Below are 18,911 nucleotides of genomic sequence, written 5' to 3' on the forward strand. Positions count from 1 at the left end.
GTGAGGGGCAGGGCCCGGCGAACCACCGCCGCCGCGCTCGCGCTGGCGGCGACGGCTCCCATGTTGTCCGCGTGCTTCGAGGAGCCCTCGGCCCACGAGGCGGTGCGTGACTTCCTGATCGGCTGGCAGACGGGCGACTACGCCGCCGCGGCCAAGCGCACGGACGGCGACCAGAAGGTGGTCAGCCGGGCGCTGGAGGACGCCAAGCTCCAGCTCGACGCGGCCTCGTTCCGCTTCAACGTCACGAGCATGCGGCGCGCGGCGGACGAGGTCGAGGCCGACTTCGACGCCGAGGTCGACCTGGGGGAGAACAACCCCCTGTGGGAGTACGAGGGCAAGCTGCCGCTCCACCTGGTCGACGGCCAGTGGAGGGTGCGCTGGTCGCCCAGCGTCCTGCACCCCCAGCTGCGCGAGGGCGAGCGGTTCGCGGTGAAGGTCACCCCCGAGGGCCGCCAGCCGATTCTCGACCGCAACCGCGAACCGCTGCAGGAGAAGGCCGTCCTGCACGTGGCGAGCGTGGTCCCGGCCAACCTGAAGAGCGGCGCGGCGGACGACCTCTGCGAGAAGCTCTCCAAGATCACCGGTTTCCCGCAGGACCGCCTGCTGAGCCGGATCCGCTCCGCGCCGCCCAACATCCAGGTGCCGCTGGTCACCTTCGGCCGTACGAAGTTCGGGCAGCTGAGCGCCCAGCTGAAGGCGATCCCCGGCCTCGTCCTCTCCGAGCAGGAGCAGGCGGTGGCCCCCGCCTCGCCCACCCAGATCGTCGGCACCGTCACCGCCGTCACCCCGGAGAGCGAGCAGCAGCTCGGCGGCCCGCAGCGGGCCGGGGACACGGTCGGCAGGGCCGGTCTGCAGAAGGCGTACCAGGAGCATCTGACCGGTTCGACCGACACGCGTGTGATCACCGTCGACCTCAAGACGCTCAAGGTGACCGAGCTCAAGAAGTGGCGGCCCGACCGCTCCACCTCGCCGGTCCAGACCACGCTCGACCGCTCCCACCAGAAGGCGGCCGACAGCGCGCTGATGGGCGGGACCCCCGGCATGCTGGTCGCGGTCCAGGCCTCGACCGGCGACATCCTGGCGGTGTCCAGCACCGAGCAGTACAACCAGGAGCGGCACGCTCTCGCCGGGAGGTTCCCGGCCGGGACCGCCTTCTCGATCACGACCGTCGAGGGCATGCTCAGGGCGAAGATCGACCCCAAGCAGAAGGTGGCCTGCCCGGCCGACAGGTCCGTCGGTGGTGCCGCGTTCCACCAGGAGGGCGTGCCCGCCGGGGGCTCGCCGACCCTCCAGGCCAACTTCGCCACCGGCTGCGTGACCGCGCTCGCCGCGCTGGCCCGCAGGATCAACGGCTCGGAGCTGGCGGCCGACGCCGCGAAGTTCGGCATCGGGGTGCCGTGGACCCTCCCGCTGAAGTCGTTCAGCGGCTCCATGAAACCGCTGCAGAACGACGCGGCCACGGCCAGGGCGATCACCGGGCAGAACGTCCTGGTCAGCCCGCTGTCCATGGCGCTGGTCGCGGGGGCCGTCGCCTCGGGCACCTGGCGTCCGCCGGTCCTGGTCACCGAGCCCCGGGCGGCCGACCCCACGACCGACGCCAAGCCGGTCAAGGCGCCCGACCCGGTAAAACTGGACGACAAGACGGTCGAGACCCTCCGCGCCTTCATGCGCAGCGGGGTGACCGCGGGTTCGGCGCGTGCCGCCTCGGCCCTCGGCGACCCCGTGCACGGCATCACCGCCGTCGCCTCGCAGAACCGCAAGCCGCTCGCCTGGTTCGTGGGGTGGCAGGGGGACGTGGCCGTCGCCGTGCTGGCGCAGAGCTCGGACGCCGCGGCGGGGGCGATCGTCGCCGGGCGGTTCTTCCAGGGGCTCCATGCCGGACTGTGACTATCTGTAATAATTTTTTCACCCTGAGCAACCGCAGGGTGTCTCGTTTGCGTCTTTCTAAGTGACCGGGCTCCGCTTGGGGGGTTGCGGACTCGGTCGCTGTGATGAGATCAGGGCTTCATCTCGGGGGAAGCCCTGCCGTCAGGACCGGCTCGACCCTGCCGGTCGGCCCCGGGGGCGCTCGCGATTCGCGGGTGTCCCCGGGGTTTCGGCGTTCCCGGGGGCCGGTTCTCCCCGGCCCGAGGTGGCGCGCCGGGCGGGAATTCGATTCGCGTTAGCCGCGTTGTAACGGGTATCTTCGGATAGCTCGGCCCTTCGGGGCCGCGTTGAAAACTCAACAGGGGGTGACTGGTTTCGACTTTGGCTTTGCAAGTCAGGTGAAGCGGGTCGAGGACTGCGGACATAACCTCGTTAACACTGTGACCGCGACCAACAAGTGCCAATAAGACGCACTCCGAAGTCAGCCAGGGCAACCTGGCCCTCGCCGCCTAAGCAGCGAGTGACTTCTGCCGGCCCGGGAGTGCCTCCGGCCCGGAGCCGGCATCGCTAGGAGGCTCAACCGATCGACCCGGCCACGGGGAAGATCGGGAAATCTTACAGTGGCTGAGCCCGTCGGCGACTTGCCTGCGTGATCGCCGGGGCTGAGAAAAGCACAGCAGGCTCCACCCGGAGAAGCCCTGTCTTGGAGTTGAAGGACGCGGGTTCGATTCCCGCCACCTCCACCCCCGCTTCGCACCGAACCGTGCGGAGCAGATCGCCGAAGGGCGGTCGGGTCGGCGCCACCGCCGACCCGACCGCCCTTCGGCGTTGCCGGACGGCCGCGTTTGAACCTACTGGGTCTACGGCTCCAGCTCGCGGAGCCGCTTGGCGATCTCGGTCACGTCGTCCAGCTCTCCTGTGGTGACGGCGATCACGAGAGCCTCGGCGGCATCCGCGTCGGTGCCGCTCAGCGTCTCGCCGTTCAGCTCCAGGAAGACGACGGCCGAGGTCCAGCCGAGCCGCTTGTTCCCGTCGGCCAGAGGATGGCCGATGATCAAGCTCTGCATCAGCGCGGCCGCTTTGGTCCACAGGTCGGGGTAGGCGTCGTCCCCGAACACGCTGGTCTGCGGCCTGAGCACCGCCGCGTGCAACTGGCCGCCGTCTCGCAGGCCGACCGAAGGCAGGATCTCCTCGGCGATGGCCAGAACGTCGGCCTTCGTGAGGTAGACGGTCATTTGGAGAGCCTGTCCAGGAGTTCGGCGTCACGCTTGGCGACCTTGCGGGCGATGGCCCGCACCGCGCTGGTCTGCCTGCGTTCCAGATGCTCCTCGATGGCGAGCAGGATTTCGGCGTTGAGGCTGTTGTCACTCTCGTCGGCGACGGCGCGCAGCCGCCGGTGGGTCTCGTCGGGAAGACGAAGGCGAAGGTCCATGACGAGATGGTACCTAACTGCGGTACCAAAAAGCGGTGTCATCCCTTCGTGGCGCGGATGCTGACGGGCTCGTCCTCGCGTCGGCCCTGTGGTGCCTGGTCGTTTCCGTACGCCTAGACGGTGAGCTCGGTCTCGATGCGCCTGAGGTGGTGCCGGGCCAGGGCCAGGTTGGCGCGGTCGCGGTCGAGCACCAGGTAGAGGAAGGTGTGGCCGGCGCTGTCGGAGAGGAGCCTGATGATGTGATACTGCCTGGCCAGCGTGATGAGGATGTCCTCGACGGCGTCGTTGATGTTCAGCGCGGCCAGGGTCCGGACCTTGGCCCGGACGACGTCGGTGTTGCCCGCGGCCGCCACCTCCAGGTCGAGCTCGCGTCCTCCCCCGATCGTGCCGAGGCACATGCCGCTTTCGTAGTCGACCAGTGCCGCGCCGACCGCGCCGTCGATCGTCATGCTTTCCTTGAGGGCGGTTTCGATGTTCATGAGCTTCTTTCCCAGGCGAACGGGCGTGTCCCGGTGTCTCGCCGGGGGAGGGGACTATCGGACACGCAGATGAGGCAGTTTGTGGCTGCAGATACGTAAAGTACACTTAACTACTACCGTTAGTGAAGTGCAATATGGTGTAGTAGCGGATGAACGGCTCATTCAGGAAGATATCCGGAGCCCTACCTCGTGGCCGGGGACATGCCCGTCCCCTTCACGAAGTCAGGGGTGTTGTGCCGCGTCCGGGGGTGCGCGGCGGCGGTCGTGTCGTCTCCCGTCCAGGCGCCCGCGGGAGAGTCGGGAAGGCATCCGGTGGTGGGGGCCGACCCGCATTCCGCACCTGAACGACTCGCCCTCCGCGAGCAGAACCAGAGGTGACCTTGTGTCGTCGTCGGCCGTGACCCAGCCGATGCCGTCCCGTGGAGCGACGGACCGCTCCCTCTCCCAGAACGGGATGACGGTGTGACCACCGCGGAGCCGGAGGTCCTGGGCGAGATCGGAAAGCTCCTGGTCAGGCTCTCGCCCGAGGGATTCTCCGGTGTGCTGCGCGTCGAGGGCGGCCCGGGAGGGGCGCTGTGGCTCAGGGACGGCCTCGTGGTGGCCGCCACGACGCCGGTCGCCCCCGGCCCGGAGTCGCTGCTGCTGCGGTCGGGCAGGGTGTCGGAGAAGGACTGGACCGACGCGTACGCGACCGGTGCCCCCGCCGACCGGCTCGCCGCCGAACTCGCCGGGCGCGGCGTCATCGGCGAGGCGAGCCTGGAGGCGGTGTGCCTGGCCGCGCTCTTCGACGCGGTGTTCGCCATGGTCCTCTACGGCGTCGAGTCGTGTGCCGCGGAGACGGTGGGCCCCGGCGACCGCCTGCCGCTGCTGCCCGTCCTGCCCGGGATCGGGCGCGAGCGGCTGGCGAGGGAGACCGCGCGCCGCATGGGACACGTGGAGACCTGGCGGCGGCTCGGCCTGTCCATGCGGGTCAGGCCCGTGCCCCCGGCCGTCCCCGTTCCCACGCCGCTCGGCTCCGACCGCATCCGCCGTGCCGTCCTGGAGCGGGCGAACGGGCGCCGGACGCCGCGCGACATCGCCTTCGTCCTGGGCAAGGGCCTGTTCGCGGTGATGAGCGAGATCGCCAGAATGGTCGAGGAGGGGGTGCTCGACCTCGGCGGTCCCCCGGCGGGGGAGGAGACCCCCGCTCCCGAGCCCACGGCGGAGGATCAGGACGAGAGCTCGGATGCCCGGCTGCCGCGCCGCCACCCGGGCACCAGCAAGATCAATGAGGTGCTGGCCGCCATCGGGGGAGGACTGATCCGATCCCGGCCCATCCTCGCCCCCCGGCCCCTGCCCCCACGGGAGCCGGAAGAGATCGGCCCCGCCGGTGACTGACGGCTTCGACACCCTCGCGGCGGCCCGGACCGCCACCTTCCCGCTTTCTCTCCCCGGCCCCGCTCGGGCTTCCGGGAGAGTCCCTTCGTGCGGCGTCGTGTCGCGTTCCCTCCCTGGGCCCCGAGGCCGGGGTCGTCTCCACGCTGGAGGTATGTGATGAGCAGGCAAGCGGTGCTCGCCGAGCTGAAGATCCTGCGCGATCGGGTGGTGGGCGTACTGGAGACGGCCGTCGCGTCCGTGGACGGGCTGCTCGTCGCGGCCGACAGCGAGGGGGCGAGGCCCGAGGTGCTGGCGGCCCTGGCCGCCGCCACGCTGGGGCTGGGCAAGCGGACGGGCTACGAGGTGGGCATGGGGGAGCTTCGTGAGGTGGTGATCCGCTGCCGCAGCGGATACATCGTCGTCTACGCCGTCCGCCAGGAGGCGCTGCTCGTCGTGCTCGCCGACGAGGGGCTGGACGTCTCCCGGTTGCACGTGGAGTCCCGGCCCACGGTCGAGAGGCTGGGCGTGCTGCTCGCCGGAGCCTGACCGGGACTCCATCCACCACCTTTACCCGCGATGGAAGTGGTAGGTCGTCGGTACCTGCCGCTTGGCACAGGACGTCGCGGCGGGCAGGTTCACGGCAGGCGGGCCGTCCGGTCCCTCTCCATGACCGCCCTGTGTAGCCTGGCACGCATAGTCAAGCACGTGGCACCAACGATCAAAGACATTTCTCCGATGGTTTCCGATCCTGGAATCAGCGCCTGCGAACGACGAACCACAAACGCGCGGCGCGATATCCCATCTGAGAAAGGATCAATGAATGATCACACGCCGTCGAATCAGCACCATTGCGCTCGCAGTAGTGTGCGCCGCTGTGCCGCTGACCACTTTCTCCGTGTCCGCGGCCCAGGCAGGCACGAGCGGCACAGCCGCTTTCGGCCCGACACGGTGTATCAACATCGGGAACGGCGACCTGTGTGCCACCGGCATTCCCGGCTCTCCCGCCGGTTACGACGCGACCTACATCAAGAGAGCGGGTTCCGCGCTGACCGCGCGGTTCCACCTGCAGTGCCAGAACGGTTTCCGGCGATCCGACAACGGCGCCTTCTCGATCTCGGCGGGTCAGAGAAGAAGTTTCGTTTTCTCGGTTGGCAACCAGGGGCAGTGCCAGGTGAAGATGCAGGACATTACCAACAACCAGAACTTCCACAGCGCCTGGGTACAGCCCTGAGCACACCGGTCAACGGTGACCGGGCCGAGACGGCGATCGGTTCGCGCCCTCACCGGGACCGCACTCGGTCCCGGTGAGGGCGCGAACCGTGGTGGTGCGGGGACCGTCGGTGAGATGGTTTCCGGGGTCCGGGCCCGGTCAACGCGGGCCCGGACGTCACGGTCGCGGGCCGGTCACCTCGGATCGAAGGGGCGGGTCACGGTCTGTTCGACACGGTTCCCATCCTTGTCGCGGGCCCGCGCGCAAGGTGACGTGATCTACTCCGCAGGGAGCGGGAGCCGCCGTCGCCCCGGCAGGTCGTTCAGGACACGTCGACCCAGTCGAGGGTGCGCTCGACCGCCTTCTTCCAGCCCGCGTAGCCGGTGGCCCGCTGCTCGTCCGACCATTGGGGCTCCCAGCGGCGGCCCTCCTGCCAGTTCTGCCTGAGCTCGTCGGTCGACTTCCAGAAGCCGACGGCCAGCCCCGCCGCGTACGCGGCCCCCAGGGCGGTCGTCTCGGCCACGACGGGCCGGGAGACGGGCACGCCGAGCAGGTCGGACTGGATCTGCATGCACAGGTCGTTGGCGGTGACGCCGCCGTCGACGCGCAGGACGTCGAGGGTGACGCCGGAGTCCTGGCGCATCGCCTCGACCACGTCGCGGGTCTGGTAGCAGATGGACTCCAGGGTGGCCCGCGCGAGGTGGGCGTTGTTGTTGAAGCGCGACAGGCCGACGATGGCGCCCCGGGCGTCGGACCGCCAGTACGGGGCGAAGAGACCGGAGAAGGCGGGCACGAAGTAGACGCCGCCGTTGTCCTCGACCTGCCGGGCGAGCGCCTCGCTCTGCGCCGCCCCGGAGATGATGCCGAGCTGGTCGCGCAGCCACTGCACGGCGGAGCCCGTCACCGCGATGGAGCCCTCCAGCGCGTACACCGGCGGCTCCTCGCCGAAGCGGTAGCAGACGGTGGTGAGCAGGCCGTTCTGGGACCGTACGAGCTCGGTGCCGGTGTTGAGCAGCAGGAAGTTGCCGGTGCCGTAGGTGTTCTTGGCCTCGCCGACGCCGAAGCAGACCTGCCCGACGGTGGCGGCCTGCTGGTCGCCGAGGTCGCCGGAGAGCGGGACCTCTCCCTTCAGCGGGCCGGTCGCCCGGGTGACGCCGTACAGGCCGGGGTGGGAGGAGGGGGCGATGGACGGCAGCATCCGGCGGGGGATGCCGAAGAACGACAGCAGCTCGTCGTCCCAGTCGAGGGTCTCCAGGTCCATCAGCATCGTGCGGCTGGCGTTGGTCGGGTCGGTGACGTGCGCGCCGCCGTCGGTGCCGCCGGTCAGGTTCCACAGCAGCCACGTGTCGGTGTTGCCGAAGATCGCCTCCCCCGCCTCGGCCGCCTCGCGCACCCCCTCGACGTTCTCCAGGATCCACTGGATCTTGCCGCCGGAGAAGTACGTCGCCGGGGGCAGGCCCGCCCTGCGGCGGATGACGTCGCCCCTGCCGTCGCGGTCCAGGGCGGAGGCGATCCGGTCGGTGCGGGTGTCCTGCCAGACGATCGCGTTGTGGTACGGGCGTCCGGTCCTCCGGTTCCAGACCACCGCGGTCTCGCGCTGGTTGGTGACGCCGAGCGCGGCCAGGTCGGAGGCGGCGAGACCGGCTCTGTTCATCGCGGTCTCGATCACCGCCCTCGTACGCTCCCAGATCTCCGTGGGGTTGTGCTCGACCCATCCGGCCCTCGGCAGGATCTGCTCGTGTTCGAGCTGGTGGCGGCCTATCTCGTTACCGCCATGATCGAAGATCATGAAACGGGTGCTCGTCGTTCCCTGGTCGATCGCTCCGACGAAGTCAGGCATGGATGGTGCCTCCTCTGTGAGACTCTCCGGGAGATCTGCCGCTCTCCCCGTGACGGTTCCCGGCCGCGGTCGTCGTCCCGCTTCCGTTCAGGCGGTGTCGGTCCTCTCCTCGGACGGCGGGACCCGCCCCACCTCGGGCGCGGCGTCCTCGGGGGGAAGGAACCTGGCGATCAGGATCTGGTACAGGAACGCCCCGATCAGGCCCCCGATCACCGGTGCCACGATCGGCACCCAGAAGTAGAGCTGGCCGTACTGATCCTGCCAGGCGGTCTCGTACCCGGTGAGGTACGAGGCAAGCCGCGGCCCGAAGTCGCGGGCGGGGTTGATGGCGTACCCGGCGTTGGTGCCCCAGGCCATGCCGATGGCCACGACGACCAGGCCGACCACGAAGGGGGCCAGGTTCGCCATCGGCGCCGAGTTGCGCACGTCGGAGACGGCGAGGATGAGCAGGAGCAGGATCGCGGTGCCGATCACCTGGTCGCGGAAGGCGCCCCAGGTGCCGATGGGCAGGCTCCCGTTGCCGGGCAGGGTGGAGAAGACGCCCTGGGTCTTGATGGTGAGCCCGGGATCGGCCTTCTGCAGCACCTCGCTGTAGTTGAAACGGACGATGAGCGCCGCCACGAACGCGCCCGCGGTCTGCGCCAGGGAGTACGGCAGGACCTTGCGCCAGGAGAAGCCCTTGAAGGCGGCGAGCGCGACGCTGACGGCGGGGTTGAGGTGGGCCCCGCTGGTGCGTGCCGCGACGTACACGCCCAGGGTCACCCCGAGCCCCCACGCCCACGCGATGCTGTCGTGGTCGCCGATCTCGGCCGCCACGACCTGGGCCACCACCGCGACCCCGAACAGGATAAGGATCATGGTGCCCGCGAACTCGGCCGCCAGCTCCCCGACAAGCCCCCGGTTCTTCAGGCGCTCCGCCATCTTGCCCCCTCACGATGCCGCTCGGATGCCCGGACGGTAAGCGCGAATTTCAGGGCAGTCAACGGTAACGTGACGGAATTATTGAATTATGGTCAACAATCTAAGTCATCGGTAACGTCACCGAAATATGATCCGACGTCATTACTTGCGACGTCTCCGCCGGGTGAGAACCCCGTCACCGCCCGGCGTTCCCACGCGAGGAAACCCCTTTCTCATCGGGGCCACAAGGTGCCGCCAAGAGCCGCTCCGGCGCGAACCTTTGCCGGGTGCGGAGGTCAACCCGCAGGTCAGAGGGGGATGAGAAGCGTATCGTCAGTGCGCTTGGAGGAATTCGATGGGCTGTCTCAGAATGGGCAGGGCCGGTGTGGCCGTCGTCGCGACAGGAGCCGTACTGGCCGGATGCGGATCGACGGGGTCGGACGAGGGCGACGCGCAGAAAGCCAAGATCGCGGCCTCGGCGAAGGCGTCGGCCGCCGCCGCCTCGCAGGCCAACCTCCTCAAGGCCAAGACGGCGGCCGCGGCCAAGGTCAAGGCGAACGAGCTCGGGCAGGTGCCCGTCCTCATGTACCACCGGGTGGTCGACAAGCCCTCCACCCAGGACGACCGCACCCCCAAGCAGTTCCGTACCGAGCTGGAGAGACTGGCCAAGGAGGACTACGTCGCGGTCACCGCCGCCGAGTACGTCACCGGGCGCATGGACATCCCGGCGGGCAAGCACCCCGTCGTCCTCACCTTCGACGACTCCTCGCCCTCGCAGTTCGAGCTGGACGGGATGGGGCTGCCCAAGCCGAACACCGCCGTCGCGATCCTCCAGGACGTCGCCAAGACCTACCCGGGCTTCCGCGGCGTTGGAACGTTCTACGTCACGCGAGACATGTTCGGCAAGGCGACGCCCGAAGAGGGCGCGCAGATGCTCCTCTGGCTCACCGACAAGGGCTACGACATCGGCAACCACACCCGCGACCACCTCAGCCTGGGCGGCAAGCCGAAGAAGGCGGTCAACGCCGAGGTGGCGGCGGGCCACCGGCTCATCACCGGCCTGATCAAGCTGCCGCCGGTCACGCTGGCGCTGCCGTACGGCAACCAGCCGGACGGCAAGGAGTGGGGTCTCAAGGGTTCCTCCGGCGACGTCTCCTACGACTACGGCGGCGTGTTCCTCGCCGGGTACACCCCGGCCATGTCGCCGTTCAACAAGAAGTTCGACCCGCTCGGCATCCCGCGCATCCGCTCGATGGACAAGAAGGGCGACTGCGTCAAGTTCTGCTCGGTGGCCTGGCTCGACTGGCTGAAGGCGAACGCCGACGAGCGCTACACCTCCGACGGCGACGTGAAGACGGTCGCCTTCCCCAAGTTCAAGGCGCCCTTCGTGGCCAAGTCCTTCACCGACCGCGTCCTGCCGTACTGACCGGCACTGACCGGCACTGACCGTCCCGGCCGCCCCAACCGGGCGGCCACGGTGACCCCGCGGCTCCCCGCGGGGTCACCGAGCCGGGCACCGAAGACGGATCAAGGCTGCTTCGTAGGGCTGCTCCGTGGGGTTTGACGGAGGGTCGCCAGGACGGCCAAGTCACCGGACGACCGGGTCACCGAGAGCCAAGAGCAGAGAGCCGGGTCGCCAGGTCGTCAGGTCGCCGGGATCGGCCGTTCGCCGGGATCAGCCGCCGGGGAGCTCTTCGAGGGGAACGACCACGGTGGTCGTCGAGCCGTCGGGGCGCAGGATCTCCACCTTCGCGTCCTCGCCGGGCTTGAGCTGCGCGAGGACCGTGGACAGCTCCTGGGTCGACGGTGTGGGGGTGCCGTTGACCGAGACGATCAGGTCTCCGGCCTCAAGCCCGGCCCTCTCCGCGCCGCTGTTCCTCTGCACCCGTACGACGCTGATGCCCGCGGGCTGCCCGTTCATGTCGATCACGGTCCGTACGACGACGCCGAGCGCGGCCCTGCGGGTGTTGGTGACCCGGCCGTCCCTGATGATCTGCGTGGCGACGTCCTTGACGATGTTGGCCGGGATCGCGAAGCCGATGCCCGGGGCCTGGGCGTTGCCGAGTTCGGGGTTGACGGCGGTCAGGGTCGGCACGCCGACGACCTCGCCCCTGAGGTTGACCAGGGCGCCGCCGCTGTTACCCGGGTTGATGGGCGCGGAGGTCTGGATGGCTCCGCTGATCGTCGCACCCGGCGAGTTCTCGCCCACGGGCTCGGTGATCGTGCGGCCCAGCGCCGAGATGATCCCCTCGGTGACGCTGCCCGACAGGCCCAGCGGGTTTCCCATCGCCATCACGATCTCGCCGACCCGCAACCTGGCGGAGTCGCCGAAGACGGCGGGTTTCAGCCCGGTCGGGTCGTCCACCTTGATCACGGCCAGGTCGCCCAGCTCGAACGAGTTGACCAGCCTCGCCGTACGCGGGGTGCCGCCGTTGGCGAGCGTGACTTCGAAGCGCTTGGAACCCCCGACCACGTGGGCGTTGGTGATGATGTGCCCGGAGGTGTCGTACACGATCCCCGAGCCGAGGCCGTCCCCCGTGGTGATCTGCACGATGGACGGCAGCACCTTGGCGATGGTTTGTTCGTACGCGGCCTCCAGGGTGTCCGGGGTGAGGGGGTTCGTCGGAGAGGCTCCGGCGGAGATGCTCGCCGACGCGCCGGGGGTGGGGGCGCGGGGTGGGCCGAGTGCCCCGGACGTTTGCAGTTCCAGGCCCTGACCGCAGCCCGCGAGCGTCATGACGGCAGCCGCCAGTAGCGCGGCGCCTGTCTTTGATACCCCCATACAAGGGTATTTGCCCAGCTCAGAGAGGAAGATACGTCTTGCGATGATTACTGCGACTGAGCTTGCCAGCGGCATCCGGTCGCGGTGCTAGATCATCCGGAGTGCGTGAGGCCGTGCCATCCGAGACGCGCAGTGTCGACTAAGGTCAGGGGTCAAGGCCGCGGGGTGGGGTCTGGCAGACCCTGAAGACCGGTCATGTTGGGTGTGCGCCGGTCGGTCATGGGACGCCGCGCGGTCGGCGGCGTGTCCGGGGTCGGTCGCCGCAATCTCGTGGGGGCCCTTCGTGGCCCTTATGGCGCGACCGTATAGAACGACATTCTGTTCATGGAAAGGGAAAGACGGTCACCTGGGCTGATGTGCACCTCGTGGCCGAAGCGTAATAAACGGCGATGCGTCGAATCTTTCCGGGGTGACATAACCTGACGCTTATGGCGGACGTCGGCGGCAACTCCTCCGGGCGCTCTCACGAGAGATACATCCCCTCATATGAGGCGCCCACGGCTCCCATACCAGCCATACCCGCCGAAGACGGTTCGATTATCAGCCCCCGGGTGCCCCGGAGGTTCCCCATCGGTGACGGCGAGGAGACCGCTCTGGTCTCCAGGCCCCCTGGATCGTTCCCCCGCCCGCAGTCCTCGCCCGGCACGACGTCCGGCGACCGGCGGGACGAGCAGGGAGCGGACGCCGAGCAGGTACGCGAGTCGGGCGGGCTCGGGACGATCCCGGTCAGGCAGGTGGGCGGTTCCGCGGGTCCCTGGCGCCCCGACCGGACCGGGACGCCCGGCCGGCCGGGCGCGTGGTCTCCGGCGGGCTCGGACGACGGGCAGGGGGGTGGGCAGGGCGCGGCGGCCGGATGGCCCGGCGCGGCGCAGCGGCCCGGCGTGTTCGCGGACCCCGGCGCCCAGGACCAGTCCGGCGCGCAGGGCGGCCCGGGGGCGAAGGGCGGGGCGAAGAGGTCCGGCGGCCTGCTGATGCGGATCGGCGACATCCCGATCCGGGTCGCCTACAGCCTGGGGGCCGCCGTCCTCACCGGTGTCGTCGTGGCCCTGATCTTCGTGCTGTTCTCCGGTGACGAGCCCGGGGATCCGGCCGGGGTCGGCCGGGCCGTGCTGCCCACCGCGAAGCCCTCGCCGACCGTCTCGCCGATCACGTTGCCCGCCCTGCCGGGCGCGACCGCCCTGCAGGTCCTGCCGGGCAGGCCGAGTACGGTGCTGGGCGCGGTGACCGACACGAGGTCCGCGCTGACCTACGTCAGCCTGGGCGCGCCGTGGGCGACCAAGGCCGTGCCGTCCTTCTCCGTCGGCCAGCAGGTCGGCGCGGCGCGGCTGCCGCGCACGGTCATCGCCTCGGGGCCGCTTCCCGGCGCCACCCCGGCCAAGGCCCTCAAGAGCGACGCCGACTACCGCAGGGCGGCGCTGAACGCGGTGAGGTGGACGATCCGCAACCACCACCCCGCGGGCGGCAAGGTCGCCTGGACCGCCTCGCAGCGGCCCGCCGGAGGCAAGGGGTGGACGCTCGGCTACCGGGTCACCTACGAGATCAAGGGCGAGCGGCACACCTCGCAGGCGGCGCTCGCCGTGATCGACGTCGGCCGCCGCAAGCCCTCCGTGCTCTTCGTGACCGTGCCCGACACGCGCAAGCGGCTCTGGGCCGACATCGCTCCGCTGATGGCGAGCGTCCGCGCCCTCTGAGGTTCTCCCCGCTTTCCGGAGACGAGATCTCCTGACCGTGTTTCCCGACCGTGTTCACGGCGTGAGGCGCCGTACCCGGGGATAGGCTCGCGCGTTGTGATGGAAGTACCTTCTAGAATATGGTTCTGGCAGTGAATCCTGTCTGGAGGCTGGCATGGCGATCGGGTTGAGCGAGGAGCACGAGGCGCTCCGGGAGTCGGTGACCGGGTGGGCGGAGCGCAACATCCCGTCCGAGGTCGTGCGCTCCACCGTCGCGGCGGCAGGTGAGGAGCGTCCCGGCTTCTGGGCGGGGCTGGCCGACCAGGGCCTGCTCGGCCTGCACATCCCCGAGGAGTACGGCGGCAGCGGCTACAGCCTGCTGGAGACCGTCGTCGCCGTCGAGGCCCTCGGCGAGCGCGTCGCCCCCGGTCCGTACGTTCCCACGGTGCTCGCCGGTGCCGTGATCCTCGCCTCCGACGGCAAGGCCCACGCCGAGCTCCTGCCCGGCCTCGCCGACGGCACGCTGACCGGCGCGGTCGCGCTGGGCGCCTCGATCACCGGCAGCCGGGGCGAGGACGGCACCCTGACGATCGGCGGCGCCGCCGAGTTCGTCCTGGGCGGCGCGTTGGCCGACGTCCTGGTGCTCCCGGTGAACACCGACCGCGGTGAGGAGTGGGTCGCGGTGGACGCCGCCACGGCGACCGTGACCCCGGTCAGGTCGCTCGACCTCACCCGGGGGGTGGCCAGGGTCGAGCTGGACGCGGTCACCGTACCGGCGGGGCGGGTCCTCGACGGGCTGCGGGGTCCCGGGGTCCTCAACCTGGCCGCGATCCTGCTCGGCGCGGAGGCCGCGGGCGTCGCGTCGTGGTGCGTGACCGCCGCCGCCGGGTACGCCAAGGTCCGCGTGCAGTTCGGCCGCCCGATCGGGCAGTTCCAGGGCGTGAAGCACAAGGCCGCCCGGATGCTCGTCGCCCTGGAGCAGGCCCGCGCGACCGTGTGGGACGCCGCCCGCGCCACCGAGGCCACCGAGGCCACCGAGGGCGCGACCGACGAACCGGCCTACGCCGCCGCGATCGCTGGTGTGGTCGCCCCCGACGCGGCCGTGCTCTGCGCCAAGGACGCCATCCAGATCTTCGGCGGCATCGGCTACACCTACGAGCACGACGTCCACCTGTACTACCGCCGCGCGCTCACCCTGCGCGCCCTGCTCGGCTCCTCGGGAGAGTGGGCCGAGTCGGTCGCGGAGCTGGCGCTGAACGGCGTGAGCCGGGAGATGGAGATCGAGCTGCCCGAGGAGGCCGCCGAGCTGCGCGAGGGCATCCGGGCCGAGATCGCCGGGTTCGCCGCGCTGGAGGGCCAGGAGCAGAAGCGGGCGCTGGCGGGCGCCGGATACGTCATGCCGCACCTGGCCAGGCCCTGGGGCCGCGACGCCAAGCCGCTGGAGCAGGTCCTCATCCTCCAGGAGCTCAAGGCCGCCAAGGTCAGGCTGCCCCAGATGATCATCGGCGCCTGGGTGGTGCCGTCGATCGCCACGTACGGCACCCCCGAGCAGCAGGAGCGCTTCCTGCCGCCCACGCTGAGCGGCGAGATGATCTGGTGCCAGCTCTTCTCCGAGCCCGGCGCGGGTTCCGACCTGGCGAACGTGCAGATGAGGGCCGAGAGGGTCGAGGGCGGCTGGCGGCTCAACGGCCAGAAGATCTGGACCTCCGTGGCGCACTTCGCCGAATGGGGCATCTGCATCGCCCGCAACTCCTCCGAGGGCTCCAAGCACGAGGGCATCACGTACTTTCTCGTCGACATGAAGGGGCCCGGCGTCACGGTCAGGCCGCTCACCGAGATGACCGGGGAGAACCTGTTCAACGAGGTCTTCCTCGACGACGTGTTCATCCCGGACGAGCTCGTCGTCGGCGAGGTGGGCCAGGGCTGGAAGGTCGCCAGGAACACGCTGTCCAACGAGCGGGTCTCGCTCTCGTCGGGTTCCGGCGGCACCGGCTCGTCCGTCCCCGACCTGCTCGGCCTGGCCGGGCGCCTCGGCAGGGAGCTGACCCCCGCCGAACGCCAGGAGCTGGCACGCGTCGTCTGCGAGGGCCACTCGATCGCCGCGCTCGGACTGCGGGTGACCCTGAAGCAGCTGACCGGCCAGGAGCCCGGCGCCGACGCCTCGGTCCGCAAGCTCCTGTCCACCTCGCACGCCCAGCACGTCTCGGAGTGCGCGGTTTCGCTGCTCGGTTCCTCGGCCGTCATCGCCGCCGACATGAAACTCGGCGACGCCGGCTACTGGAACCGCGCCGTGCTCTCCACCCGGGCCATGACGATCTACGGTGGCACCACGGAGGTGCAGCTCAACATCATCGCCGAGCGCATGCTCGGCCTGCCGCGCGACCCCGAGCCGGGGAAGTGACCCGCCCGCCGTCGTCTCCGTGATCCCGTCCGCCGGGACCCGTCACGTCCGGTACGGGGTGGGTTTTGACGCTTCGGTTAGGCTTCGCGCATGTCGATGCGGTTCCGGCCAGGTGTGGTCGTCCGGAGCGCCGTCGCCGGTGCGATCCCGCTGCGCTGGTTCGGCGCCGTGATCCGCCGGGTCTACCCCCGGCTGGACGCCGAGCTGGCCCGTGCCGGGGAGTTCGTGCCGCGCGGCGGCACCGCCGTCGACGTGGGCGTCTGGTACGGGCCGTGGACCGCGAGGCTGCGGAGGCTCGATTGCGACGTCGTCTCGATCGAGGCCAACCCCCGCCTGGCCGCCATGCTCGGGCGGACCTTCCCCGACGTCCGGGTGGTCGCGGCCGGCGCCTCGGACAGCTCCGGCACGGCGCGGCTGTGGATACCCGGCGGCGGGCGGGGAGCGGAGGCCACGGCCTCGCTCGTCCACGGGGAGGGGACGCCGGTGGACGTCCCGACCGTCACCATCGACGAGCTGGACCTGAAGGACGTCCGGTTCATCAAGGTCGACGTGGAGGGCCACGAGCTCGCCGCCCTGCGTGGCGCCGCGCGGACCGTCCACCGGGACCGGCCCGTCCTGCTGGTCGAGCTGGAGACCCGGCACCAGGACATCGGCCTTGTCGTCGACCAGCTCGCGGAGTGGGGCTACACCGGCTCGGTCCTCACCGGCGGCGCCTGGGTCCCGCTGGACGGCTTCGACCTGGCCGCCCACCAGGAGGCCGCGGTCGGCGAGGTGGAGCGGAGCTTCATCTCCCGTCTCCTTCGGCCCGGCGGTGAGTACGTGAACATGGTGCTGTTCCGCCCCGCCGCCTCGTAGTGCGCCCCCTTCGCGGCGTCGTAGAGCGCGCCCTTCGCGCTCCCGCCCCGCGCCTGGCCGCTTCCGCCTCCCACTCGGCCGCTCCCGTTCCGAGCTTGGCCGCTTCCGCCTCCCACTCGGCCGCTCCCGTTCCGAGCTTGGCCGCTTTCGCCCCGCGCCTGGCCGCGCGGCCCGTTCCCGTTCCGCGTCCGGCCGCGGGGTGGCCGACGTGAGCCGCCTCGACCGCGCCCGGCCGTGGGCCGCGCGCCTGGCTCCGGCCCTGGTGGGACTGGTCCTCGGGGTGCTCGCGCTCTGGCCCGCGCTCGGTCCCGGTTTCGCGCTCCGCTACGACATGGTGTTCGTGCCGGACCCGCCGATCCCGGCGTTCCCGCCGGAGAGCGGCGGCTTCCCCCGCGCCGTGCCGAGTGACCTCGTGGTGGCCCTGCTCTCGTCGGTCCTTCCCGGGCAGATCGTGCAGAAGGCGATCCTGCTGGGGATCTTCGTGCTCGCCGCGACGGGCGCCGCCGCCCTGGTGCCGGGGGAGCGCCGGGCCGCCCGGCTGGTCGCCGCGGCGTTCTACGCCTGGAACGTCTACCTCGCCCAGCGGCTGCTGCTCGGCCAGTGGGCGCTGCTGCTCGGGTACGCGGGCCTGCCGTGGGCGGTGCGCGCGGTCACCCGGGCGGGGGTCTGGAGGACGGTCCTGGCATTGCTCCCCGCGGCGGTCGGGGGTTTCCAGGCGATGCTCGTCTCGGCGATGGCGGTCGTGCCCGTGGCGGGCCGCCGTGCCCCGCGAGCCCTGCTCGCCGTCGCCGTACTGAGCCTGCCGTGGCTGGTCCCGGCGCTGGGCAGCGCCGCCGTCACCGACCCCGCCGGGGTCCGGGCCTTCGCGCCACGGGCGGACGGGCCGCTGGGCACCCTCGGCAGCCTGCTCACCCTCGGCGGTGTGTGGAACTCCGGGGCCACCGTACCCGGACAGGAGACCTGGTGGTCGGCCCTGGTCCGGCTGGCGGTGGCCGTGGCGGCGGTGAGCGGGTACGCCCTGCTCGCGAGGGAGCGGGACGGCGGCGGGCGGCCCGCGTACTGGGGCGGGCTGGCGGTCGCCTCGGTGGCGGGGCTGGTGGTGGCGTGCGCCGGGGCCTTCCTGCCGGGGGTGGTGGAGGCGCTGGTCGGGCTGTGGCCCGGCTTCGGGCCGCTTCGCGACGGGCAGCTCTACCTCGCTCCCTTCGCCCTGCTGCAGGCGGTCGGCCTGGCCGAGGTGACCGCGCGCCTGTCCCCGGCGATCCGCCCCGGCATGCTCGTGCTGCCCCTGCTGGTGCTGCCCACCTTCGCGATGGGGGCGTTCGGCAGGCTGGTCGCGGCCGAGTACCCCCCTGACTGGCCCGGGGTGCAGAGGATCGTGGACGCGGATCCCGCGCCGGGGGCGCTGCTGACGCTGCCGTGGGGGGCGTACCGGGCGTTCGGCTGGAACGGGGGCCGGGTGGTGCTCGACCCGGCGGTCAAGCTCTTCCAGCGCAGGGTCGTCTGGAACGACGGCCTGTCGGTCGGGCTGGGAGACGGCCGCACGCTCACCCTCGCCACCGAGGATCCGCTGGCGCGCAGGGTCGGCGCGGTCCTCGCGGGGACGGGCCCGCTGACCGGGCCGCTGGCCGAGGAGGGGATCAGCCACGTGCTGATCCAGAGATCGAACGAGAACTTGTTCCGTTCCAGACTTCCTGGCGCACGGCTGGTCTTCGCTGGTCAGGACCTGCTTCTCTTCCGCCTCTGATCCCGGGAGGTGTGGCTATTTCGTGATTTACCAGCTGGTAACGTTATTTATCACATTTTTACCGATTGACTGGCGAGGACCTGTATCTGGTTCTACTGTCGGGCACACCGCATGACCACACTGTGGAGGGAGAGCTCGGGTGTTGCGAGTGATTGCCGCCCTGGCGATAGGGGCAATACTGGCGGTCGGTGCCTCGGTGGCCGTCGTGAACGTCGCGTCGCCGACCCCCGAGCCGCCCAACAGGCCGCTCTACAACTACGGCACCAGGTGACGCGCGGGGGCCGCAGGCCGGTCCCGGCGCCCACCTGAGCATCCGGGCCCCCGGCGCGGGAAGATCCCACATCGGCAGGACGGGACCCGGCGGCCGCGTGCGCGA

At 70.6% G+C, this 18,911-nt stretch carries 16 protein-coding genes and 1 other RNA gene; 11 read left to right on the forward strand and 6 right to left on the reverse strand.

Annotated elements, in window-relative coordinates:
• Both ABD817_RS33385 and ssrA read left to right on the forward strand, forming a co-directional pair.
• Positions 1 to 1,887, forward strand: a complete 1,887-nt coding sequence (locus ABD817_RS33385) for a penicillin-binding transpeptidase domain-containing protein (protein WP_344922292.1) — start codon at positions 1 to 3, stop codon at positions 1,885 to 1,887.
• Between the two features lie 340 nt (positions 1,888 to 2,227).
• Positions 2,228 to 2,612, forward strand: a transfer-messenger RNA (tmRNA) gene (gene ssrA, locus ABD817_RS33390).
• A 114-nt stretch (positions 2,613 to 2,726) separates the two neighbouring features.
• On the opposite strand, the gene ABD817_RS33395 is transcribed toward ssrA, so the two are convergent.
• The 3 genes from ABD817_RS33395 to ABD817_RS33405 form a co-directional block, all read right to left on the reverse strand.
• The gene (locus tag ABD817_RS33395; RefSeq protein WP_344922293.1) at positions 2,727 to 3,101 is read right to left on the reverse strand and encodes a type II toxin-antitoxin system death-on-curing family toxin; all 375 of its coding nucleotides are present in this window, start codon (positions 3,099 to 3,101) and stop codon (positions 2,727 to 2,729) included.
• Positions 3,098 to 3,298 (reverse strand): Arc family DNA-binding protein, encoded by a 201-nt coding sequence (locus ABD817_RS33400; RefSeq protein ID WP_329090606.1) that lies wholly within the window; start codon positions 3,296 to 3,298, stop codon positions 3,098 to 3,100. The genes ABD817_RS33395 and ABD817_RS33400 overlap by 4 nt, the downstream gene beginning before the upstream one ends.
• Before the next feature lie 113 nt (positions 3,299 to 3,411).
• The gene (locus ABD817_RS33405) at positions 3,412 to 3,777 is read right to left on the reverse strand and encodes a hypothetical protein (protein WP_344922294.1); all 366 of its coding nucleotides are present in this window, start codon (positions 3,775 to 3,777) and stop codon (positions 3,412 to 3,414) included.
• 462 nt (positions 3,778 to 4,239) lie between these two features.
• Between ABD817_RS33405 and ABD817_RS33410 the strand changes: the two genes are divergently transcribed.
• The 3 genes from ABD817_RS33410 (at position 4,240) to ABD817_RS33420 (ending at position 6,364) form a co-directional block, all read left to right on the forward strand.
• On the forward strand, positions 4,240 to 5,154 hold the full coding sequence (locus tag ABD817_RS33410; RefSeq protein ID WP_344922295.1) for a hypothetical protein: 915 nt from the start codon (positions 4,240 to 4,242) through the stop codon (positions 5,152 to 5,154).
• Between the two features lie 156 nt (positions 5,155 to 5,310).
• Entirely contained in the window at positions 5,311 to 5,679 is a 369-nt protein-coding gene (locus ABD817_RS33415; RefSeq protein ID WP_344922297.1) for a roadblock/LC7 domain-containing protein, read from the forward strand.
• A 274-nt stretch (positions 5,680 to 5,953) separates the two neighbouring features.
• Positions 5,954 to 6,364, forward strand: coding sequence for a hypothetical protein (locus ABD817_RS33420; protein WP_344922298.1), 411 nt, complete (start codon positions 5,954 to 5,956; stop codon positions 6,362 to 6,364).
• A gap of 301 nt (positions 6,365 to 6,665) precedes the next feature.
• Here the strand turns inward: ABD817_RS33420 and glpK are convergent, their stop codons facing one another.
• Together glpK and ABD817_RS33430 are read right to left on the reverse strand one after the other, a co-directional pair.
• Complete coding sequence (gene glpK / locus ABD817_RS33425) at positions 6,666 to 8,183, reverse strand: glycerol kinase GlpK (protein ID WP_344922299.1); 1,518 nt, start codon at positions 8,181 to 8,183, stop codon at positions 6,666 to 6,668.
• Positions 8,184 to 8,270: 87 nt separating this feature from the next.
• Complete coding sequence (locus ABD817_RS33430; RefSeq protein WP_344922300.1) at positions 8,271 to 9,104, reverse strand: MIP/aquaporin family protein; 834 nt, start codon at positions 9,102 to 9,104, stop codon at positions 8,271 to 8,273.
• A gap of 334 nt (positions 9,105 to 9,438) precedes the next feature.
• On the opposite strand from ABD817_RS33430, the gene ABD817_RS33435 reads away from it, so the two are divergent.
• Complete coding sequence (locus tag ABD817_RS33435; RefSeq protein WP_344922301.1) at positions 9,439 to 10,509, forward strand: polysaccharide deacetylase family protein; 1,071 nt, start codon at positions 9,439 to 9,441, stop codon at positions 10,507 to 10,509.
• Between the two features lie 249 nt (positions 10,510 to 10,758).
• Here the strand turns inward: ABD817_RS33435 and ABD817_RS33440 are convergent, their stop codons facing one another.
• The gene (locus ABD817_RS33440) at positions 10,759 to 11,865 is read right to left on the reverse strand and encodes a S1C family serine protease (RefSeq protein WP_344922302.1); all 1,107 of its coding nucleotides are present in this window, start codon (positions 11,863 to 11,865) and stop codon (positions 10,759 to 10,761) included.
• Positions 11,866 to 12,416: 551 nt separating this feature from the next.
• Between ABD817_RS33440 and ABD817_RS33445 the strand changes: the two genes are divergently transcribed.
• The 5 genes from ABD817_RS33445 to ABD817_RS33465 all read left to right on the forward strand — a co-directional run bounded on the left by ABD817_RS33445 (position 12,417) and on the right by ABD817_RS33465 (position 18,806).
• Positions 12,417 to 13,556: a hypothetical protein gene (locus tag ABD817_RS33445; protein ID WP_344922303.1), complete on the forward strand. Its 1,140-nt coding sequence runs from the start codon at positions 12,417 to 12,419 to the stop codon at positions 13,554 to 13,556.
• 154 nt (positions 13,557 to 13,710) lie between these two features.
• Complete coding sequence (locus ABD817_RS33450; RefSeq protein ID WP_344922304.1) at positions 13,711 to 15,936, forward strand: acyl-CoA dehydrogenase family protein; 2,226 nt, start codon at positions 13,711 to 13,713, stop codon at positions 15,934 to 15,936.
• Between the two features lie 90 nt (positions 15,937 to 16,026).
• A complete protein-coding gene (locus ABD817_RS33455) occupies positions 16,027 to 16,791 on the forward strand; it encodes an FkbM family methyltransferase (protein ID WP_344922305.1) in 765 nt (254 codons plus the stop codon).
• A 208-nt stretch (positions 16,792 to 16,999) separates the two neighbouring features.
• Positions 17,000 to 18,535, forward strand: coding sequence for an MmpA family trehalose lipid delivery protein (locus tag ABD817_RS33460; protein WP_344922306.1), 1,536 nt, complete (start codon positions 17,000 to 17,002; stop codon positions 18,533 to 18,535).
• Between the two features lie 139 nt (positions 18,536 to 18,674).
• Positions 18,675 to 18,806: a hypothetical protein gene (locus tag ABD817_RS33465; RefSeq protein WP_344922307.1), complete on the forward strand. Its 132-nt coding sequence runs from the start codon at positions 18,675 to 18,677 to the stop codon at positions 18,804 to 18,806.
• The last annotated feature ends 105 nt before the right edge of the window (positions 18,807 to 18,911 follow it).

This window comes from Streptosporangium oxazolinicum, from assembly GCF_039537505.1.
Lineage (GTDB): Bacteria > Actinomycetota > Actinomycetes > Streptosporangiales > Streptosporangiaceae > Streptosporangium > Streptosporangium oxazolinicum.

Bases quoted from the DNA above. Each gene is read 5' to 3' on its own strand.
- ABD817_RS33395 (WP_344922293.1), bottom strand. From the start codon at position 3,101: ATGACCGTCTACCTCACGAAGGCCGACGTTCTGGCCATCGCCGAGGAG.
- glpK (WP_344922299.1), bottom strand. From the start codon at position 8,183: ATGCCTGACTTCGTCGGAGCGATCGACCAGGGAACGACGAGCACCCGT.
- ABD817_RS33400 (WP_329090606.1), bottom strand. From the start codon at position 3,298: ATGGACCTTCGCCTTCGTCTTCCCGACGAGACCCACCGGCGGCTGCGC.
- ABD817_RS33440 (WP_344922302.1), bottom strand. From the start codon at position 11,865: ATGGGGGTATCAAAGACAGGCGCCGCGCTACTGGCGGCTGCCGTCATG.
- ABD817_RS33415 (WP_344922297.1), top strand. From the start codon at position 5,311: ATGAGCAGGCAAGCGGTGCTCGCCGAGCTGAAGATCCTGCGCGATCGG.
- ABD817_RS33435 (WP_344922301.1), top strand. From the start codon at position 9,439: ATGGGCTGTCTCAGAATGGGCAGGGCCGGTGTGGCCGTCGTCGCGACA.
- ABD817_RS33405 (WP_344922294.1), bottom strand. From the start codon at position 3,777: ATGAACATCGAAACCGCCCTCAAGGAAAGCATGACGATCGACGGCGCG.
- ABD817_RS33450 (WP_344922304.1), top strand. From the start codon at position 13,711: ATGGCGATCGGGTTGAGCGAGGAGCACGAGGCGCTCCGGGAGTCGGTG.
- ABD817_RS33455 (WP_344922305.1), top strand. From the start codon at position 16,027: ATGTCGATGCGGTTCCGGCCAGGTGTGGTCGTCCGGAGCGCCGTCGCC.
- ABD817_RS33420 (WP_344922298.1), top strand. From the start codon at position 5,954: ATGATCACACGCCGTCGAATCAGCACCATTGCGCTCGCAGTAGTGTGC.
- ABD817_RS33430 (WP_344922300.1), bottom strand. From the start codon at position 9,104: ATGGCGGAGCGCCTGAAGAACCGGGGGCTTGTCGGGGAGCTGGCGGCC.